Origin of the sequence: Corallococcus sp. CA041A (genome assembly GCF_003612075.1) — a bacterium.
Classification (GTDB): Bacteria; Myxococcota; Myxococcia; order Myxococcales; family Myxococcaceae; genus Corallococcus; species Corallococcus exiguus.
The window spans coordinates 1-16,989 of record NZ_RAWF01000219.1 but is presented as its reverse complement, the minus strand read 5'-3'; the positions used below and the strand labels follow the sequence as shown (position 1 = coordinate 16,989).

Sequence of the window (16,989 nt, the reverse complement as noted above, 5' to 3'; positions counted from 1 at the left end):
CCCCCACCGTAGAGCCTCCCGCGGGGGAGGGGGGCTCCGCGCCCATGTCCGAGCCGACTGGCACCTTTCTGGCGGAGTCCACACCCGTGCCGCAGGAGTGGCTGCGCACGGTGTTGCACCTGCTGCCGGTGGGGGTGGTCATCGTGGACACGGCGGGACGCCTGCTCGCGGCCAACGCCGCCGCGAGCGCGCTGTGGGGACAGGCCGCGCTGGCGCGGATGCAGCTGGAGCACTTCGGCACCTTCGAGGCGTACTGGCCCGGCACCGGCAGGCGCCTGCGCGGCGAGGAGTGGGCCGTGGCGCGCACGCTGCGCACCCGGCAGACCGTCTCCAACGAGGAGGTGGACATCGTCGGGAGGGACGGCGCGCGCCGCACCATCCTCAACTCGTCCGCGCCGCTGTACTCGGCGGAGAGCGGCCTGGTGGGCGCGGTGAACATCAACGTGGACATCACCGAGCGCAAGGCCACCGAGCGCGCGGAGTTCTTCGTCAGCGAGGCGAGCCGGCTGCTCGCCGAGTCCCTGGACTGGGAGACCACGCTCAAGGCCGTGGCGCGGCTGGCCACGCTGGAGTGGGCGGACTTCTGCATGGTGGACGTGCTGGGGTCGGACGGCGCGCTGCACCGGCTCGCGGTCAGCGCGAGGGACCCGAGGAAGCAGTCGCTGCTGGACCAGACCCTGTCCTTCCCACCACAGGCAGGTTCGGACTCGCCGCTCGCCCGGGTGTTCGCGCGGGGCAAGCCCGTGCTCATCGCGGACATCACGCCCCCGTGGCTGGACGCGGTGTCCCTCTCGCCCGAGCACCGCCAGCTGCTGGAGGCGCTGGCGCCGCGCTCGTCCATGCTCCTGCCCCTGGCGGTGGGGCGGCGCCGCTTCGGCATCATCAACCTGGTCTCCGCGTCGCCCGCGCGCCGCTACACGAAGCGCGACCTGGGCTACGCCACGGAGTTCGCGCGCCGCGCCGCCCTGGCGGTGGAGAGCGCCCGGCTGTACCGCGAGGCCCGCGAGGCCCTGCGTGAACGGGACGCCTCCGCGGCCATGCTGGAGTCCTTCTTCGCCGCGTCGCCGGTGGGCATGGGCTTCGTGAACCAGGACCTGCGCTACGTGCGGCTCAACAAGGTCATCGCGGAGAACAACGGCATCCCCCTGGAGAAGCACCTGGGCCTCACGCCCCGCGAGCTGATGGGTCCGGCGGGTGCCCCCATCGAGGACCTGCTGCGCCAGGTGCTGGAGTCGGAGATGGCCGTGGTGGACGACCCGGTGGAGTACGTCGTGGGCCCGGAGCCGCGCACCTTCCTGGCCACGTACTTCCCCGTGCGCTCCGGCACGGAGCTGCTGGGCGTGGGCGGCGTGGTGCGCGAAATCACCGACCAGCGCCGCATGGAGACCCACCTGCGCTTCCTCACGGAAGCCACCACGCGGCTGGCCACGTCCCTGGACTGGCGCACCACCGTGCGCAACGTGGCGGAGCTGGTGGTGGCGCAGCTGGCGGACTACTGCCTGGTGGACATGCTGGGCGAGGACGGCCAGCACCTGGAGCGCGTGGAGCGCCGCGCCCTCGACGAACGGCTCCAGGCCCAGCTGGAGAAGTCCATGCCCTACGCGCCCCAACCCGGCGCCCAGTCCGTCCTGCGCAGGGTGCTGGAGACGGGGCGCTCGGAGCTGGTGGCGGAGGTGGACGAAACCGCCATGCGCGCCTTCGCCGTCAACGACACGCACCGGGAGATTCTGGAGGGGCTGAGCCCGCGTTCGGTGATGGTCGTCCCGCTGATGGCGCGCGGGCGCACGCTGGGCATCGTGAGCGCGGCGACGTGCTCGCCCACGCGGCGCTTCGGCCCGCGGGATTTGTCGCAGCTGGAGGACCTGGCCTGGCGCGCGGCGCTGGCCGTGGACAACGCGCGGCTGTACCGGCAGGCGGAGCAGGCCGTGGCCGCGCGCGACGAGTTCGTGGCGGTGGCGACGCACGAGCTGCGCACGCCCCTGTCCGCGCTGCACCTGCAGCTGTCGTCGCTGCAGCGCACGGTGGACAAGCTGCCGTCGGACGAATCCGAGCGGCTGGGCCAGGGGCTGTCGGGAGCGCTCCGGCAGGCGGACCGGCTGACGCGGCTGGTGACACACCTGTTCGACGTGGCGCGGCTGGGCACGGGGCAGATGGCGCTGGAGCTGGGCGCGGTGGAGCTGTCCTCGCTGGTGCACGCGCTGGTGGCGCGGATGGAGGAGGCGCTGGCCACCGCGGGCTGCGTGGCGGTGGTGCACGCGGACGCGCCGGTGGTGGCGCTGGCGGACCGGCCGCGCGTGGAGCAGGTGCTGATGAACCTGCTCACCAACGCGATGAAGTACGCGCCGGGCCTGCCGGTGGAGCTGTACGTGGAGCGCGACGGGGAGAAGGCCATCATCGCCGTGCGAGACTGGGGCCCCGGCATCCCTCCGGACGCGCGCGAGCGCATCTTCGAGCGCTTCACGCGCAACAGCGGCGAGCACGCACGCGCGAGCCTGGGCCTGGGCCTCTACATCTCCCGGCAGCTCGCCCGCGCGCACGGCGGCGACCTGTTCGTGGAGCCGCCGCCGGAGGGCGGACCCGGCTCGCGCTTCGTGCTGCACCTGCCCCGGTGGAAGAAACCGTCCGGGGCGGCCCCCAGCTGAAGCAGGCGGGCGCATGTCGCACGGCGCCACCTTGCCGCCCACACCCGGGGGGACATTACCCTTCTGGGCCATGGACGACGCGCGGAAGACAGCAGCGCTCGGACGCTGGCGGTGGCTGCCCTGGGGGCTGCTGGCCGTCGCGGTGGTGGTGGCCTCCACGGGCGCGTGGCTGGGCTCGCGCTCGCTCCACGCGCTGGAGGCCCGGAGCGCGCAGCTGGAGCACGAAGCCACCGAGTCCGAAACCCACGTCGCACAGCTGCAGAGGCTGCGGCAGGCCATGGAGCAGCGGCTGCGCGCGCTGGAGCGTCAGCAGCAGGCGCAGGAGTGGGGCGGCGCCGCGGCGGAGCTCCAGGCGAAGAGCGCGGAGGCGCAGCACACGAAGCGCGAGGCGGCGCTCGAATCGCTGGGCAGGACGCTGAAGGACCCGCTCCAGGCAGGCGACGTGGCCGTGGCGCTGGAGGACGACGCGCTGCGCGTGGAGGTGTCCGAGCGGCTCCTCTTCGCTCCCGCCACGACGTCGCTCACGCCGGAGGGCGCCGCCGTGTTGAAGCAGGCCGCGGCGGTGTTCCGGGGCCCGCTCGCCGACCACCGCGTCGCCGTGGAGGCCCACACCGACGAGGTGCTCCCCGCCGCGGCCGGTGCTCCCGCCACCACCGCGTGGGAGCTGTCCGCCGCGCGGGCCGTGGTGGTGGTGCGGCAGCTGGGCGAGCGCGAGGGACTGGCTCCGGAGCGGCTGAGCGCCACGGGCCACGCCGCGTACCGGCCGCTGGTCCCCAATGACAGCCCGCCCCATCGCGCCAGCAACCGGCGCGTCACGCTGCGGGTGTTCCCCACGCCGGTGACACCGGAGAGCGCGGCCGTGGCGCGCACGGAGCCGCCGCCGCGGCCCATGAAGCGCCTGGCGAAGGCCAAGCCGAAGAAGACGGCGCAGCGCTGACGCACGGGACGCGGAGTGAATAGAACGCCTGGCTGCCCGTCCAGGGGTGCAGAGGGTTTCGCCTCGCCCCTGCCTCGGAGCCTCCCGTGTCCGCCTTCCGCCCCGCCCTGTGCGCCACCTTCGCCGCCGGCCTCCTCCTGGCCGCGGCTCCCGCGGAGGCCCGCTTCGGCAAGAAGTCCTCGGACAGCTCCGAGAACAAGAAGGAGGACAAGAAGCGCGACTCCAAGCGCGACACCCAGCGCGACAACAGGGGCTCCCAGTTCCACGCCGCCACGCCCATCCGCGCCAACTCGCGGAACGAAACCCACTCCTACCGCTCGGCCCCGCGCGACCGGCTCTCGTACTCCGCTCACATCTACGGCAACGCCATCGTGGCGGCCGCGGAGGTGCTGAGCGTCGTCGCGGAGACCTCCGACCCGCGGCCCGTGGTCGTCCAGCAGCAGCGCAACGCCCAGCCGCTCAGCCTGCGCGCGGGACTCAACGGGGGCATCATGGGCGGCGGCGTCGCCGGGGACGCGTTCCTGGGCATCGAGGGCGAGGCGCTGGGCATCGCCGTGCAGGGCACGCAGCTGGTGCTGCCCACCGACGACGGCACGCGCGGCACGGACGACATCCGCCTGGCGACCCTGCACATCACCTATGCGCCCGTGTCCACCGACCGCGTGCGCTGGCGCCTGGAGGGCGGCCTCTCCACCGCCCACGCGCCGGACGTCTTCTTCGTGGGCCCCAGCCTCGCCACCTCCCTGGAGGTCTGCGTGGCGGGCCCGCTGGACCTGGAGGCGCGCGTGCAGGGCACGGCCGGCACCTACCGGCAGCTGGACGCGAGCGCGGGCATCGCGCTGCACCTGGGCGCCCTCAACGTGCGCGGCGGCGTGCGCGGCCTCGTCCTGGACGACGCGGGCCGGGTGGACGGCATCCAGCACATCGACAGCTTCGTGGGCCCCTACGCCGGCGCCGGTCTGGCCTTCTGAAGCACCCGCGTGTCCAGGGGTGCACATGCCCCCTTCCGGACACCACCCCCCATCCCCGGGGCCCTGGTTTCACCGGGGGTGATGAGGGTTGAATATTCCGGGCGAGCAGGCGTCCACATGCCGCGGCCCATCCCGTGGGCCCATGAAGAGGAGAGGTTGCCGTGGGCTTCTGGAAGACGCTGTGTGCCGCGCTCGCTGTCGCTGTCCTGCTGGGGTCCGCGCCCGCCGAGGCCCGCTTTGGCAAGCGCTCCAAGCCGAACACCTCCGACTCGAAGGACTCCGACGACAAGGACGACAAGCAGGAGCACCGCGCCACGCCCGTGGGCCGCGCCTCGGACGCGCCGGTGCGCTCCAGCGTGCGCTCCTCCGGCATCGGCGTCGGCTGGTTCGACGTCCTCTTCCTCTCCGGCCCGGCCAGCTACCACCGCCGCGCGCGCGCGGAGGCCCCCCGCGGCGCCCGCGCGCCCCGGCCCGCGCCGCTCGTGCACCTGAACGTGCAGGGCAACAGCTTCGGCGACGTGGGCGGCGCGCTGGACCTCTTCATGGCCCTGGACGGCCAGCGCTGGGGCATGGACGCGCGCGTGAGCGGCATCGCGCTGGAGTCGGATGACGGGTCGGCGGACACGGACCGGCTGACGCTGCTGGACGCGCACCTGACCCTCTCCCCCTGGTCCACCGAGCGCGGCCGCTTCCGCATGGAGGCCGGCATCGCCAGCGCGCACGCCCCGGACGCCATCTTCGTGGGCCCCAGCCTCGCCGCGTCGCTGGAGGCGTGCCTCGGCCCGTCGCCCTTCGACGTGGAGGCGCGCATCCAGGTGGTGCCCTTCCCGCACCGCCAGGTGGACATGCAGGCCGGACTGGCGCTGCACCTGGGCGCCCTCAACCTGCGCGGCGGCTGGCGCACCCTGTACCTCAGCGACGGCGGCCACCTGGACGGCGTGGTGCACGCGGACCGCTTCACCGGTCCCTACCTGGGCCTGGGCCTGTCGTTCTGAAGGCCGGAAGGCTGAAGTAAAAACTCCCGGGGTCGCCGCGCACCGTGCGGGCCCCGGGAGTCTTCGCGTCGGGGCTACTCCTCCGACGACGCCGCGTAGGACGCCGGGGTGGTGTCCGCCCCGGAGCCGTTGGCCGCGCCCGCGCGCTTCACGCGCCGCTTGGGCGGCGGGGCCAGCTTTACCTCCGTGCTGAAGACGCGCCCGTAGATTTCAGGCGTGTTGATGTTCACGATGACGCCGGGGTCCTTCACGTTCAGGCGGCGCGGATTGAGCGTCTTGAGCGCCGCCTCCAGGTCCTCGCCCTCCGCTTCAATGAGCTTGCGCGCCGCGCTCTTCGACAGCACCACTGGCCAGCCCGTGGCGTTGTCGTACTCCGGCCGGAGCACCATGACGGCGTCGGTGCCGCCGCGCTCCATGTCCTTGAGCATGGACTTCACGGTGGTGACGCGCAGGGCCGGCATGTCCACCGGATGCACCAGCACCACGTCCGCGTCCTCGGCCATGGCCGCCTCCAACCCGGCCTTCACCGACGCCAGCAGGCTCTTCTCCCAGTCCCTGCTCGTCACCAGCTCCAGGCTCGGGTGCTGCTCGCGCACCGCTTCCTCGTCGCTGCCCACCACGCCCAGCACCCCGCACCCCGCCTTTCCGAAGGTGGACGCCAGCGACTGGAGGAAGCTCTTGCCCCCTTCATGCTCGATGAGCGCCTTGGGGTGGGACATCCGCCGGGCCTTGCCCGCCGCCAGGATGATCGCCACTGCCTTCATGACCCGCCTCCTCGCCCTCGACGGAAAGCCGGGGGCACCGCCAACAGGCTGTTGACCTCCTTCCGGGATTGCAGCCCGCCCGCCAGTACGAGTCGTCAGACAGCCGCCAGTCACACGAGGAGGTGTTGGCTGCCTGCCCTTTGGGCAAGGGCAGGTGTCCACCAGCGGTCAGGCGGGTGGGCCAAAGGGCTTCCCCTCCCCCGCGCCGGATGGGCGCCAAGAGGCACTTCAGTGCAGCCAGCCGCTGGAGGCCGCCAGCCGCAGCGGGGCGGCCGTCTCCACGGTCGTTTCTTCCGGCGCCGCCAGCGCCTTCACGGTCAGAATTTCAGCCAGCCGGGCCAGCGGACGGCGACGGGCCACGCGGTGCAGTTCGTCCTCCGTCACCTCGCCCAGCAGGTCGCCCCCACGCCCCTCCACCACGGGCAGCAGGTGCACGCCGTGGCGGTACATCTGCTGGAGCGCGCCCAGGACGGTGTCCTCCGGGAACAGGGTGATGGCGTGGGAGACGAGGTTCTGGAACTCAGGGCTGCGGCACATCGACACGTGAGGCCTCCGGTGCTCGGCGTTCGGGCGCCGTGTGCCGGAAGGCCTTAGCAATCCGCTTGCCGACGTCCGCGCAGGGGGTCCGGAGCTTCTCCAGAGCCCCTGGACGGATCCGCCTGCCGCCCTACTTCTTCGGCGCGGGCTTCACCGACTCCACCATCTTGCGGAAGCCCTTCTCCGCGCCGTTCACCGTCTTCTCCGGCCCGGTGAGCTTGTAGAAGATGGCGCCCTCCGGCCCCTCCACGATGGCGCCGCGCAGCTTGAAGTTCGGCTTGGGCGCGGAAGGCCCCATCATGGGACCGCCGCCCGCGTACGTGCCCTTCACCTCCACCGTGGTGACGGGCAGCCCGTTCACCTTCTCCTGCTTCGTCTTCGCGTCCTTGTCCTCCAGCGGCTTGCCGTCGGGCTTCTGGAACTGCGCCACCCAGCGCTTCACGTTCGCGTCCACCGCGCCGCCCTGCCCCTGCCCGAAGTAGAAGACAGCCAGTTCCGCGTCTTCCGCGTCTCCCTTCACGGCGGGCACCTTGTACGTCGCCGCGCGCATCGGCCGGGGAGGCTGGGCGGCCCACTCCGTCGGCGCGCTCCACGTCAGCCCACCGGCCTCCTCCGCGCTCGCGCCCATCGCCACGGTCATCGCCAACACAGTCAGCAGTCGTTTCATGGACGGCAGCGTATCCGCCTTCCCTGGCGCGTCACGCCCTCGTGCCGCGCACGCCGCGTGAGACGTCCACCCGCGTGCACGCGTGGGAACCCCATAGCTGACTCGGCGCGTCAATCCCTCTCACTTTGTGACCGGGGGAGGGCGTGCTACTCACTGACTTGTTTCCAGCAGTTCACCTTGGGCTGGAGGGGATTCCCACCATGAAGAAACAGTTGTTCCTCGGGGCCATGGCCCTAGGAGCTGTCGCCTGCACGCCGGAGATTGCGCAGGAGGCTCCGAATCTGAACGTCGGCCTGGCGGAGTTCGACCCCTCGGCGTCTCCCGCCGTGGTTCCCTCCCCCAACGACCTGGCCATCAACCAGCAGACGAAGAAGGTTCAGGCGCCGATCAACCCGGCGGCGTCCGCGGCGGAGCAGGAGTTCACGCGCGACTACCTGAACTCGCTCAACGGCTTCCCCACGTCCGCCATCGCGAACACCAAGATCAAGGACCTGGATCCGAGCTCGGTGAGCCCGAAGACGGTCATCTTCATCGACATGTACCAGGGCACGCCGCTGGCGACGAAGCCGGTGACGCCGACCCTCGCGTACAACGAGGACACGGACCTCCTCAACATCATCCCCCCGGTGGACATCAACACGGGCCTGCCGGCGTGGCCGAAGGGCTCGCGCTACGCGGTGGCGCTGGTCGGCGGTGAGAACGGCCTGAAGACGACCTCGGGCAACCCCATCATCGGGTCGGCCACGTGGGCCTTCATCAACTCCGACAAGTCGCTGGTCACCTGCGAGGACCTGACCTCGCCGGACTGCGGCCCGGCCACGGAGCTCATCCCCTCCGCGGAGACGGACCCGGCCAAGCGCCTGGCGGACCAGACCGCCAAGTCGCTGCAGCTGGAGCAGCTGCGCCTGGGCTACAAGCAGGTCTTCGACAAGGCCCTGGCGCCGCAGGGGTTCAAGCGTGAGGACATCGTCCTCATCTGGACCTTCAGCATCGTCAACCAGCCGGATGCCACCATCAACCTGGCGGCCACCGACCGCGTCCCCACCATCATCCCGTTCCCCAACGACCTGCTGCGCGTGCCGGCCACGGCCACCGCGGCGGCGCACCTGAACTTCCCCATCCCGACGACGCCGGGCCTGCAGCAGGACCTGTTCACGGGCCTGAACACGCTGGACGGCTTCTCCACCACGGGCGCCATCGTCACGGAGAACGGCGACGCGCAGGGCGTGCTGGACGGCACGATGTACCGCGTGGCCTCGGACGGCCCGGCCCCCCGCGTGGACGCGGCGTCGCTGGCCGCGGGCGTGAAGTTCTTCAAGCTGTCCAACCTGGACAAGGGCACCAAGCCGGACGTGGTGCCCTGCCTGGTGGAGAAGAGCGGTGACTGCGGCACCAGCGTGGGCGCGGCGGGCATCGTCGAGGTCCCGCAGCAGCTGCAGATCGTCCCGAAGGCGCCGCTGGATGGCGCCACCCAGTACGGCGCGGTGCTGACCACGGACCTGAAGGACACCCAGGGCCGCAACGTCGCCCCGGCCACGGCGTTCGCGCTGATGCGCCTGGCGAACCCGGTGGCCGTCAACGGCAAGAGCACCATCTCCTCCGTGCCGGACACGCTCGCGGCGGCGCTGGAGCCGGTGCGCGCGGCCCACAAGCCGTTCTTCGACGCGCTGGCGGCCGCGGGCCTGCCGCGCTCCAAGATCGCCCTGGGCTGGTCGTTCACCACCCAGAGCACCACGTCCGTCCTGCAGCAGCTGTACACGCTGCCCGGCGGCGTGTACGGGACGCCCGCGGCGCCCACCTCCGTCTTCCCCATCACGTCGCAGGTGAAGGCGGCGATGGCCGGCGCGCAGCCGGCGGCGCTGCCCAGCGGCAACATCGGCGCGGTCTACGAGGTGCGGGCCAACACGCCGTGGCTGCTCACGGGCCCCTTCGGCACGCTGAATCCCGCCGCGCCGCGCCCCACGCGCTACCCGTTCATGCTGTTCGTGCCGACCGGCACTGCGCCTGCCGGCGGCTGGCCGGTGATGGTGTTCGGCCACGGCCTGACCAGCAACCGCACCGCGGTGCTTGGCGTGGCCAACAAGATGACCGGCGCGGGCTACGCGGTGGCGGCGATGGATGCCGTCTACCACGGTGAGCGCACCAGTTGCGTGGGCTCCGCCACGGTGCTGGGCACCACGGGCTCGGTGGGTGACTCTGGCGCATGCGCCAACCCCGCGACCCAGCGCTGCGAGGACAACGCCGCCAGCCCGTCCTACGGCCGCTGCGTGGCGCGCACGGACGCGGCCCGCGCGGACTGCAGCGCCGCGGCGCTCCCGGCGGGCGTGCCGGCCGACGTGTTCTGCTCCAACGTCGTCTCCCCGTCGCAGGGCCAGTGCATGGCGGACAACAAGTGCGAGGGCGGCGACTTCCTGCGCAGCGCGCAGGGCGTCCCGGTCATCTCCGGCTGGAACTTCCTGAACCTGGGCAACCTGTTCACCACGCGCGACAACTTCCGCCACCACGTGGTGGACTTCAGCCAGTTCGTGCGCGTGCTGGGCAGCCAGCAGCTGTCCGACGCCGTGGGCGGCCTGAACGCGGCCCAGGTGGACTACGTGGGCCAGAGCCTCGGCGGCATCATGGGCACCATGTCCACCGCGGTGTCCCCGCGCGTGCGCCGCTCGGTGCTCAACGTGGCTGGTGGCAACCTGGCCGGCGTGCTCCTGACGGCGCCCGCCTTCAATGATCAGCGCACCGCGTTCCTGGGCTCGCTCGCCGCCGCGGGCGTGAACCCGGGCTCCCCGACGTTCGACACGTTCATCAGCCTGGCGAACACCATCCTGGACCCGGCGGATGCGCGCAACTACGCGTACCTGCTGGACAACAACGCGGCGGCCGGCACGGACGTCAACGTGCACCGCACGTTCATCCAGTACATCGAGGGTGACGAGGTCATCCCGAACGCGAACAGCCTGGCGCTCATCAACGCGGCCAACCGCACGGACGCGCCGCGCACGGTGGCGTCGTACATGTACCCGGCGTCCGACCCCGCCATCCACGACATCGCGCCGGCCAGCCGTCACTCCTTCCTCAACCACCCCGCCATTCCGGAAGAAGTGCGCCACGCGGCCCAGGACCAGATCATCGGCTTCCTGTCCACGGGCGCCGTGGCGCAGTAACGCGAACCACTGAGAGAGGAATCAAACACTCATGAAAAAGACACTCTCCCTCGTGGCAATCCTGGCGGCTGGTACGAGCCAGGCCGCGGGATTCCAGGTCGACACCCACAGCGCTCGCGCCACCGGCACGGGCGGCGCCGCCACGGCGTGGCTGGAGGACTCGTCCTCCATCTATTACAACGTGGCGAACATGGTCGGCGTGAAGACGCTGGACATCACGCTGGGCGACACGGGCATCCTCCCCAGCATCACGTTCCAGCGGCCGAACATGGAGGCGGAAGGGCAGCGCACCACGCTGTCGCCGCCGCCGCACCTGTTCGTCGTCTACAAGCCGTTCGAGAAGGCGGCGTTCGGCGTGGGCGTGTTCACGCCGTACGGCGCGCGCAGCCGCTGGGAGGAGGGCTTCAGCGGCCGCTTCCGCGGCTACGAGTCCTCGCTGGCGACGTACTACATCAACCCGTCGTTCGCGTATGAGCTGCACCCGCGCTTCCGCTTCGGCGCGGGTCTGGACATCGCCCGGGCCACCATCGAGCTGACGCGCGGCCTGGACTTCGTGAACAGCGAGGGCTCCGTCCACCTGGGTGGCGCGGACTGGGGCTCCGGCTTCAACATCGGCGTGCAGGCCAAGCTGCTGGACAACCTGGACATGGGCCTGCACTACCGCAGCGCCATCGACATCCAGTTCCAGGGCCAGGCGGACTTCCAGAACATCCCGGTGGAGTTCCAGAGCCGTCTGACGGACCAGAAGGCGCACGCGGACGTCGTCCTGCCGTCCACCGTGACGGCGGGCCTGGCGTACCGGCCGCTGAACAACCTGCTGCTGGCGTTCGACGCGAGCTGGGTGGACTGGTCCTCGTTCTCGGAGCTGGCCATCCGCTTCGAGAACCCGTCCATCGACAACCCCATCCCCAAGCGTTGGCGCGCGAAGTGGAAGTACTCGCTGGGCGGTGAGTACGCCGTGAACGAGGCGCTGCAGGTGCGCCTGGGTCTCACGTACGACCCGTCCCCCAGCCCCAACAGCACGCTGACGCCGGACCTCCCGGACGCCAACCGCTTCAAGGTGTCCGCGGGCGTGGGCTACCAGTTCAAGCCGTTCCGCGCGGACCTGGGCTACCAGTTCGTCGCGCTGGCGGACAAGGAGAGCACGGCGCCGGGCATGCCCGGAACGTACTCCGGCAACGCGCACGTGCTGGGCCTGACGCTGGGCTTCAACCTGCAGTAACCGGCTGAACCGTTTCTGAAGTCGCGGGCGCCCGGCTCCTTCCGTTCATGGAAGGGCCGGGCGCTTTCGCTTACGGTGCCGGGCCGTGAGCCCTTCCAAGCCCGGCCGCAACGACCCGTGCCCCTGTGGCAGCGGGAAGAAGTACAAGGCCTGTCACGCCGCCGAGGACCGCGCGAAAGCCGCGCCGCCTCCCACCGCCGCCCCCGCCCACCCGCTGAAGCAGGACCTGGAGGGCGCCATGGCGCTCCTGGGCGACGCGGACGTGTCCCGTCTGTCGCAGGCGCTGGAGCACCTGGGCGTGCTGCTCCAGGCCGCGGGGCCCCAGCCGGGGCTTCGCTACGACGACAAGGCCTTCAGCGACCACGTGGGCCAGGCGCTCGCGAAGCTGGCCGCGCAGGAGGGCCTGGACGCGATGGAGGCGCGCAACAGCCTGCGCGTGGGCGTGGTGCGGGAGCTGGGCACGCGCGGCTTCCAGGAGAAGCTGGGCGCGGGGCTGCTCGCGCAGGTGACGAAGAGTGGACGCACGCCGGAGGAGCGGCGCGCGCTGTGCGTGGGCGCGCTGCTGGCCACGGCGGCGAAGAAGACGAGCAAGGTGCGGCCGGAGGACAACCCCGTGCTGGACGTCGTCTTCGACGTGCAGTTCCGCGAGTGGAGCCAGAAGCACGCGGAGGTGGTGCGCAAGTACGAGTCCCTGATCGCGGGCATGGAGCAGGAGGACCTCACGCCCGAGGCCTCGGAGGCGCTGCGCAAGGCGGAGGCCGGCGAGCTGGACGCGCTGGTGAAGCACGTGCAGGCGGACCCCGCGCTGGTGGAGCGCATCTCGCGCGAGGCGAAGGAGCGCGCGCAGCGGGTGGAGGCGAAGCTGCGCGAGCCCGCCACGCCGTCCGTCTTTTCCCCTGAGGAGGAGCTGTGGCTCACCGTCGCGCTGTGGGAGCCCCTGCGCGCGATGAAGTCCCAGCCCAAGGACCCGGAAGGCCGGCGGCAGGTCATCGCCGCGCTCTTGCGCGCGGTGAAGGTCGCGGTGGACGCGGACTTCCTGGAAGGGATGCTGGAGCGGATGCGCGACGGTGCGAAGGATCCGGCGGCGGACGAGCCCACGCGCGAGTGGCTCACCGACGCGGCCATCGCCTTCGAGGCGGAGCCCGCGCGGCTGGTGCTGGCGGCGCTGCTCACCGCGCGGCAGGAGGCGAAGGGACGGAGCGCGGAGGAGATGGTGGCGCTCGCGGACCTGAAGGCCCTGCCCGCGTGGACGCCGGAGCAGTTGGAGCCCTACCGGCAGCTCATGGAGAAGGAGGGCCGCGCGGCCGGCGCCGGGCGGATCCGCCGCGCGCAGGACTGGCTGCGCGAGCACCCCGTGCAGCTGGACGCGGAGGCCTGACGCCTCACTTCAGATGAAGAGCGCCTTCGCGGTCTGCTGGAGGCGCTCCGTGCCCATGCGCATGAGCTGGCCCTTGAGGCCGGGCTGGCTCACGACGTGCCGCTCGAAGGCGGCGCGCTCCAGGCGCAGCACCACGCACGGCGTCTTCGTGCGGACCGTGGCGGACACGGGCTTGTCCAAGAGCAGGGAGATTTCACCGAACACGTCGCCTTCGCGCAGCTCCGGCAGCAACACGATGCGGCCCGGCTGCTCCAGCGACAGCTGACACTGGCCGCGCAGCAGCAGGTAGAAGGCATCGCCCGGCTGCCCTTGAGTCAGGAGCACCTGTCCCGCGGGCACGGCGCGCAGGTCGAACTCGCGCGACATCGCCTGCTTCAGCGCGGGCGACAGGTTGGTGAACAGGGGGCTCGTCCGCAGCAGGTTGTCCACCAGCCGGCGCTGGTAATAGGCCTGCACCGCCGCCTCCACCTCCGGGTGCGCGGCGCTGACGCGGGCCAGGGAGGAGCGCTTGAACTCCAGCAGCACGGAGCGCTCAGGCACCTCCACGCTGGCCAGCCTGGGCCCTTCGGACACCAGCGCCACCTCGCCGAAGAAGTCCCCCGGCCCCAGCGTGGCCACGACCTGTCGCGCGTTGCCCTCCACCCGGCGCGTCACCTCCGCGCGGCCCTCCACCAGCGCGAACATGGAGTCGCCCGGCTGCCCCTCCTCCACCACGCGCTGGCCCGGCCAGAAGGCGCGCACCTCCAGCGCCTCCACCAGCGCCACGAAGGCATCGCGCCCCACGCCTGACAGGACGGGCACGCCCGGGTCCTTGCCGTCGGGCACCCAGGCGAAGGTGGGGGCCAGCGCACCGGGCGGCAGGGCGAAGCGCTCCGCCAGGGCGCGCACCGTCTTGGGACGCGCGCCCCGCAGGCCTCGCGACAGCACCGTGGCGGCCACCGCGCGCAGGAGCCCTCCCGCGCGGGTCCACGCGAGCGCCGCGTCGTCGTAGGCGTGGGCGGCTTCCGGCGTGCGCTCCAGCCACTCGAGCAGCTCCGCGACGCGCTGGTGGACCTCCGCGTCCTCCGGCTCCGCGCGCAGGGCGTCCTGGTAGCCGGCCAGGGCCGCTTCCAGCTTCCCCTCGGCGGCGAGGGTCGCCGCCTGGGCCTTCAGGGACCGCGCGTGTGGGGAGTCCGCCATGCGGGCCTCTGTAACCCAGCCGCGCGGCGCACGCATCCGTTCGGCGGTCCCGACGGGGTGTCCCTTGTCACACCCCTGACCTTCAGCTGCTCAAATCCCGCACCCGCTCTGCCAGGCTCTGCGTGAAGAGGCGGTAGATGCGCAGGGCCGCGGCCTCGTGCGTCTCCAGGAAGTATTGGAAGTCCGTCCGCGTGACGCGCAGGGCGCGCACCACCGTGTGCGCGCGCACGTGCGCGGACACCGGGCCATCCAGGATGAGGGAGATTTCCCCCAGGAAGGCGCCCGGCCCCAGCATGTTGAGCTGACGCGCGTCACGGCCCGGGCCGGTGGACACGCTCACCATCCCCTCCAGCAGCACCACCAGCCCCATCCCCTTCGCGCCCTTCTCCAGCACCGTCGTCCCCGCCGGCACCAGCACGGGCCGGGCCAGGCGGTAGAGGTCGCGCATGTCTTCCAAAGACAGACCATCGAAGATGGGAATGGCTTTCAGATAGCCATAGCCATCCACCACCGGCTGAGCCTTCTCCGCCGCGACCGAGCCCTCCGGCGCCGACGCGAGCCCCAGATGCTGGAGCAGCCGCGCCTGCTCCGCCTGGAGCAGCAGCAGCCCCGCCCCCGACGCGTGCTTGATGCCGTCCGCCAGGAGCACCAGCGCGCGCCACGTCGCGCCCTCCGCGTCCAGCAGCTCACACATGCGCAGCACCGCCTCCGGCCGCTGCCCGTCATCCACGGGCACCGCGCGCAGCATCTCCAGCTCCGCGTGCGAGTTGCCCAACACCCGGAACACCTGCGCCGCCTCCATGGGCCGGTGCATGCGACCCAGCAGGTGCGCCAGCGACTCGCGCGCGCCCAGCGCCTGGTACAGCGACAGCGCCTGCTCCAGCGAACCGGCCCGCTCGAAGGCCGCCGCCGCGCGGGCCTGCTCCCCCACCCTCAGCCACGCCTCCGCGGCCAGCAGCGGCGCTCCCGCCTGTTCGTACAACGGCGCCGCGCCCCGGTCGTCTCCATCCGCTTCCAACAGCCGCGCCGCGCCCGCGAAGTCGCGCGCCTGCCGCAGCACCTCCACCAGCCGGGTGCGCGTGTCGGCGGGCACCACCAGCGCCTCTTCCAGGACCCGCTCGCGCTGCCCCGCCCCCATCGCCTCGTACGCGCGCACCGCGTCCTCCACCGCGCCCTTCAGCACCCGAGCCCACACCCCTCGCGTGACGCTGGAGCCAGGGCCCACGGCCACGTCGTCCCCGTTCGAATCGTTTGGAGTCACGGCCTTGTCGTTCCTCCCGGACGCCCTGGCGGACAAAGGGGGTCCACGCCTGGGTCCGGACCCTGATTCCGTAGCATTCTGAAACAGGGAAAGCCAGCCAGCGCGGTGAAGAGGGGCAGGCTTTGGACACACTGTCCACCGCGTGAATCGGATGCGCAAAACCTGAGAGGTTGGGGTGGGCGCAAACCCTGCGCTTCGGGGTGGCTGTCGTGCGTGAGAGGGATTCCCCACCTTCAGGCGTCCCTGACCCAGGGACTCCTACCCAAGGTGTCTTCCCCCATGACGTCGCGCCCCGCTTCCTTCCGTTCTCTCAAGGTCCTGGAGTCGTCCCACCCGCGCCGCGCGCTGAACCTCCTCGCGCGAGGTGGCTGCCTGCTGATGCTCTCGTCCGGAGCCGCCCGCGCCAACGAGCCCGAGGCCCCGGCTCGGGCTGCGGCTCCGGTGCAGGCCGAAGCCCCGGTGCGGGCTGCGGCTCCGGTGCAGGCCGCGGCTCCGGTGCAGGCCGAAGCTCCCGTGCGGGCGGAGGCGCCTGTGCAAGGGGACGCGGACCCGGCGGATGACGCGGTGTGGGGCGAGGAGGCGCTGGCGCAGGCGGAGCTGCCGGCGTCGATGACGGAGGCGGCGCGGACGCTGGAGGATTCGCCGGTGGTGGTGTGCTCGGGGGCGCTCCAGCAGGCCTACCGTCCCGGACTGCTGCTCACCACGCCCCGGAGCTCCGTGCAGCGAGAGTCACTCCAGTTCAGCGGCTGCCCCGTCAACGACGGCGTGGTGATGACGGCCGTGGGGATGGAGACCCTGCATTTGAAGCGCGCGACGTGCATCGGCAACGCGGGAGGGGCCTCTATCGCTACGGTGACATGGTCCAACGGGGAGAAGTCCTCCGTGCGGTTGGACCGAGTGGAGGTTCGTGCGGATGGCGCCATGCAGGTCTTCACGTCCGAGGGGACCATCAGCACCGGGCGTCACGCGGGCCACGGCGTGCGCCTGGTCACCGCCGTGCCCACGCTCACCACGCTGGCGGCCTGCGTCCAGCCGTCGGGCCTCACGGCGAACCTGGGCGTCGCCACGCTCACCGTGCAGGACCTGCCCACCGTCCTGGACGTGTCCGCCGGGAAGCAGTGACCGCGCGGTCGCTCCCCTGCCGGGCGCTTCGGGGAGGAGCGGACTCCGCGCCGCATGCACCGCTATGCAGGCGCGGGCCGGGCGTTATCGTGGGGGGCCATGAGGCCTGCCCCGGAGCGCCGGATGCGAACGCGACGAATCACGGGGGGTTGGAGG

Annotated in this window: 13 protein-coding genes; 8 read left to right on the top strand and 5 right to left on the bottom strand. The window is 71.8% G+C overall.

Going from position 1 to position 16,989, the window contains the following annotated elements:
* Positions 1 to 44: 44 nt before the first annotated feature.
* The 4 genes from D7V77_RS31055 to D7V77_RS31040 all read left to right on the top strand — a co-directional run bounded on the left by D7V77_RS31055 (position 45) and on the right by D7V77_RS31040 (position 5,545).
* On the top strand, positions 45 to 2,642 hold the full coding sequence (locus D7V77_RS31055; protein WP_120579907.1) for a PAS domain-containing protein: 2,598 nt from the start codon (positions 45 to 47) through the stop codon (positions 2,640 to 2,642).
* 70 nt (positions 2,643 to 2,712) lie between these two features.
* A complete protein-coding gene (locus D7V77_RS31050) occupies positions 2,713 to 3,579 on the top strand; it encodes an OmpA family protein (RefSeq protein ID WP_120579906.1) in 867 nt (288 codons plus the stop codon).
* An 86-nt stretch (positions 3,580 to 3,665) separates the two neighbouring features.
* Positions 3,666 to 4,550: a hypothetical protein gene (locus D7V77_RS31045; protein WP_120579905.1), complete on the top strand. Its 885-nt coding sequence runs from the start codon at positions 3,666 to 3,668 to the stop codon at positions 4,548 to 4,550.
* A gap of 161 nt (positions 4,551 to 4,711) precedes the next feature.
* The gene (locus D7V77_RS31040) at positions 4,712 to 5,545 is read left to right on the top strand and encodes a hypothetical protein (RefSeq protein ID WP_120579904.1); all 834 of its coding nucleotides are present in this window, start codon (positions 4,712 to 4,714) and stop codon (positions 5,543 to 5,545) included.
* 74 nt (positions 5,546 to 5,619) lie between these two features.
* On the opposite strand, the gene D7V77_RS31035 is transcribed toward D7V77_RS31040, so the two are convergent.
* From D7V77_RS31035 to D7V77_RS31025, 3 genes are all read right to left on the bottom strand, one after another.
* Positions 5,620 to 6,309, bottom strand: a complete 690-nt coding sequence (locus D7V77_RS31035; protein WP_120579903.1) for an NTP transferase domain-containing protein — start codon at positions 6,307 to 6,309, stop codon at positions 5,620 to 5,622.
* A 228-nt stretch (positions 6,310 to 6,537) separates the two neighbouring features.
* Positions 6,538 to 6,846, bottom strand: a complete 309-nt coding sequence (locus tag D7V77_RS31030; RefSeq protein WP_120579902.1) for a CBS domain-containing protein — start codon at positions 6,844 to 6,846, stop codon at positions 6,538 to 6,540.
* Positions 6,847 to 6,976: 130 nt separating this feature from the next.
* A complete protein-coding gene (locus tag D7V77_RS31025) occupies positions 6,977 to 7,513 on the bottom strand; it encodes a hypothetical protein (protein ID WP_169820815.1) in 537 nt (178 codons plus the stop codon).
* A gap of 200 nt (positions 7,514 to 7,713) precedes the next feature.
* On the opposite strand from D7V77_RS31025, the gene D7V77_RS31020 reads away from it, so the two are divergent.
* The 3 genes from D7V77_RS31020 (at position 7,714) to D7V77_RS31010 (ending at position 13,271) form a co-directional block, all read left to right on the top strand.
* Positions 7,714 to 10,671, top strand: coding sequence for a hypothetical protein (locus D7V77_RS31020; protein WP_120579900.1), 2,958 nt, complete (start codon positions 7,714 to 7,716; stop codon positions 10,669 to 10,671).
* 31 nt (positions 10,672 to 10,702) lie between these two features.
* A complete protein-coding gene (locus tag D7V77_RS31015; RefSeq protein WP_120579899.1) occupies positions 10,703 to 11,893 on the top strand; it encodes an OmpP1/FadL family transporter in 1,191 nt (396 codons plus the stop codon).
* Positions 11,894 to 11,978: 85 nt separating this feature from the next.
* Positions 11,979 to 13,271, top strand: coding sequence for a YecA family protein (locus D7V77_RS31010; protein ID WP_120579898.1), 1,293 nt, complete (start codon positions 11,979 to 11,981; stop codon positions 13,269 to 13,271).
* Positions 13,272 to 13,280: 9 nt separating this feature from the next.
* Here D7V77_RS31010 and D7V77_RS31005 read toward each other — a convergent pair whose 3' ends face one another.
* Together D7V77_RS31005 and D7V77_RS31000 are read right to left on the bottom strand one after the other, a co-directional pair.
* Positions 13,281 to 14,450: a cyclic nucleotide-binding domain-containing protein gene (locus D7V77_RS31005; RefSeq protein ID WP_120579897.1), complete on the bottom strand. Its 1,170-nt coding sequence runs from the start codon at positions 14,448 to 14,450 to the stop codon at positions 13,281 to 13,283.
* Positions 14,451 to 14,532: 82 nt separating this feature from the next.
* Entirely contained in the window at positions 14,533 to 15,711 is a 1,179-nt protein-coding gene (locus tag D7V77_RS31000) for a cyclic nucleotide-binding domain-containing protein (RefSeq protein ID WP_233597354.1), read from the bottom strand.
* Between the two features lie 279 nt (positions 15,712 to 15,990).
* On the opposite strand from D7V77_RS31000, the gene D7V77_RS44390 reads away from it, so the two are divergent.
* Positions 15,991 to 16,833, top strand: a complete 843-nt coding sequence (locus D7V77_RS44390) for a hypothetical protein (RefSeq protein ID WP_199733920.1) — start codon at positions 15,991 to 15,993, stop codon at positions 16,831 to 16,833.
* Positions 16,834 to 16,989: the final 156 nt, after the last annotated feature.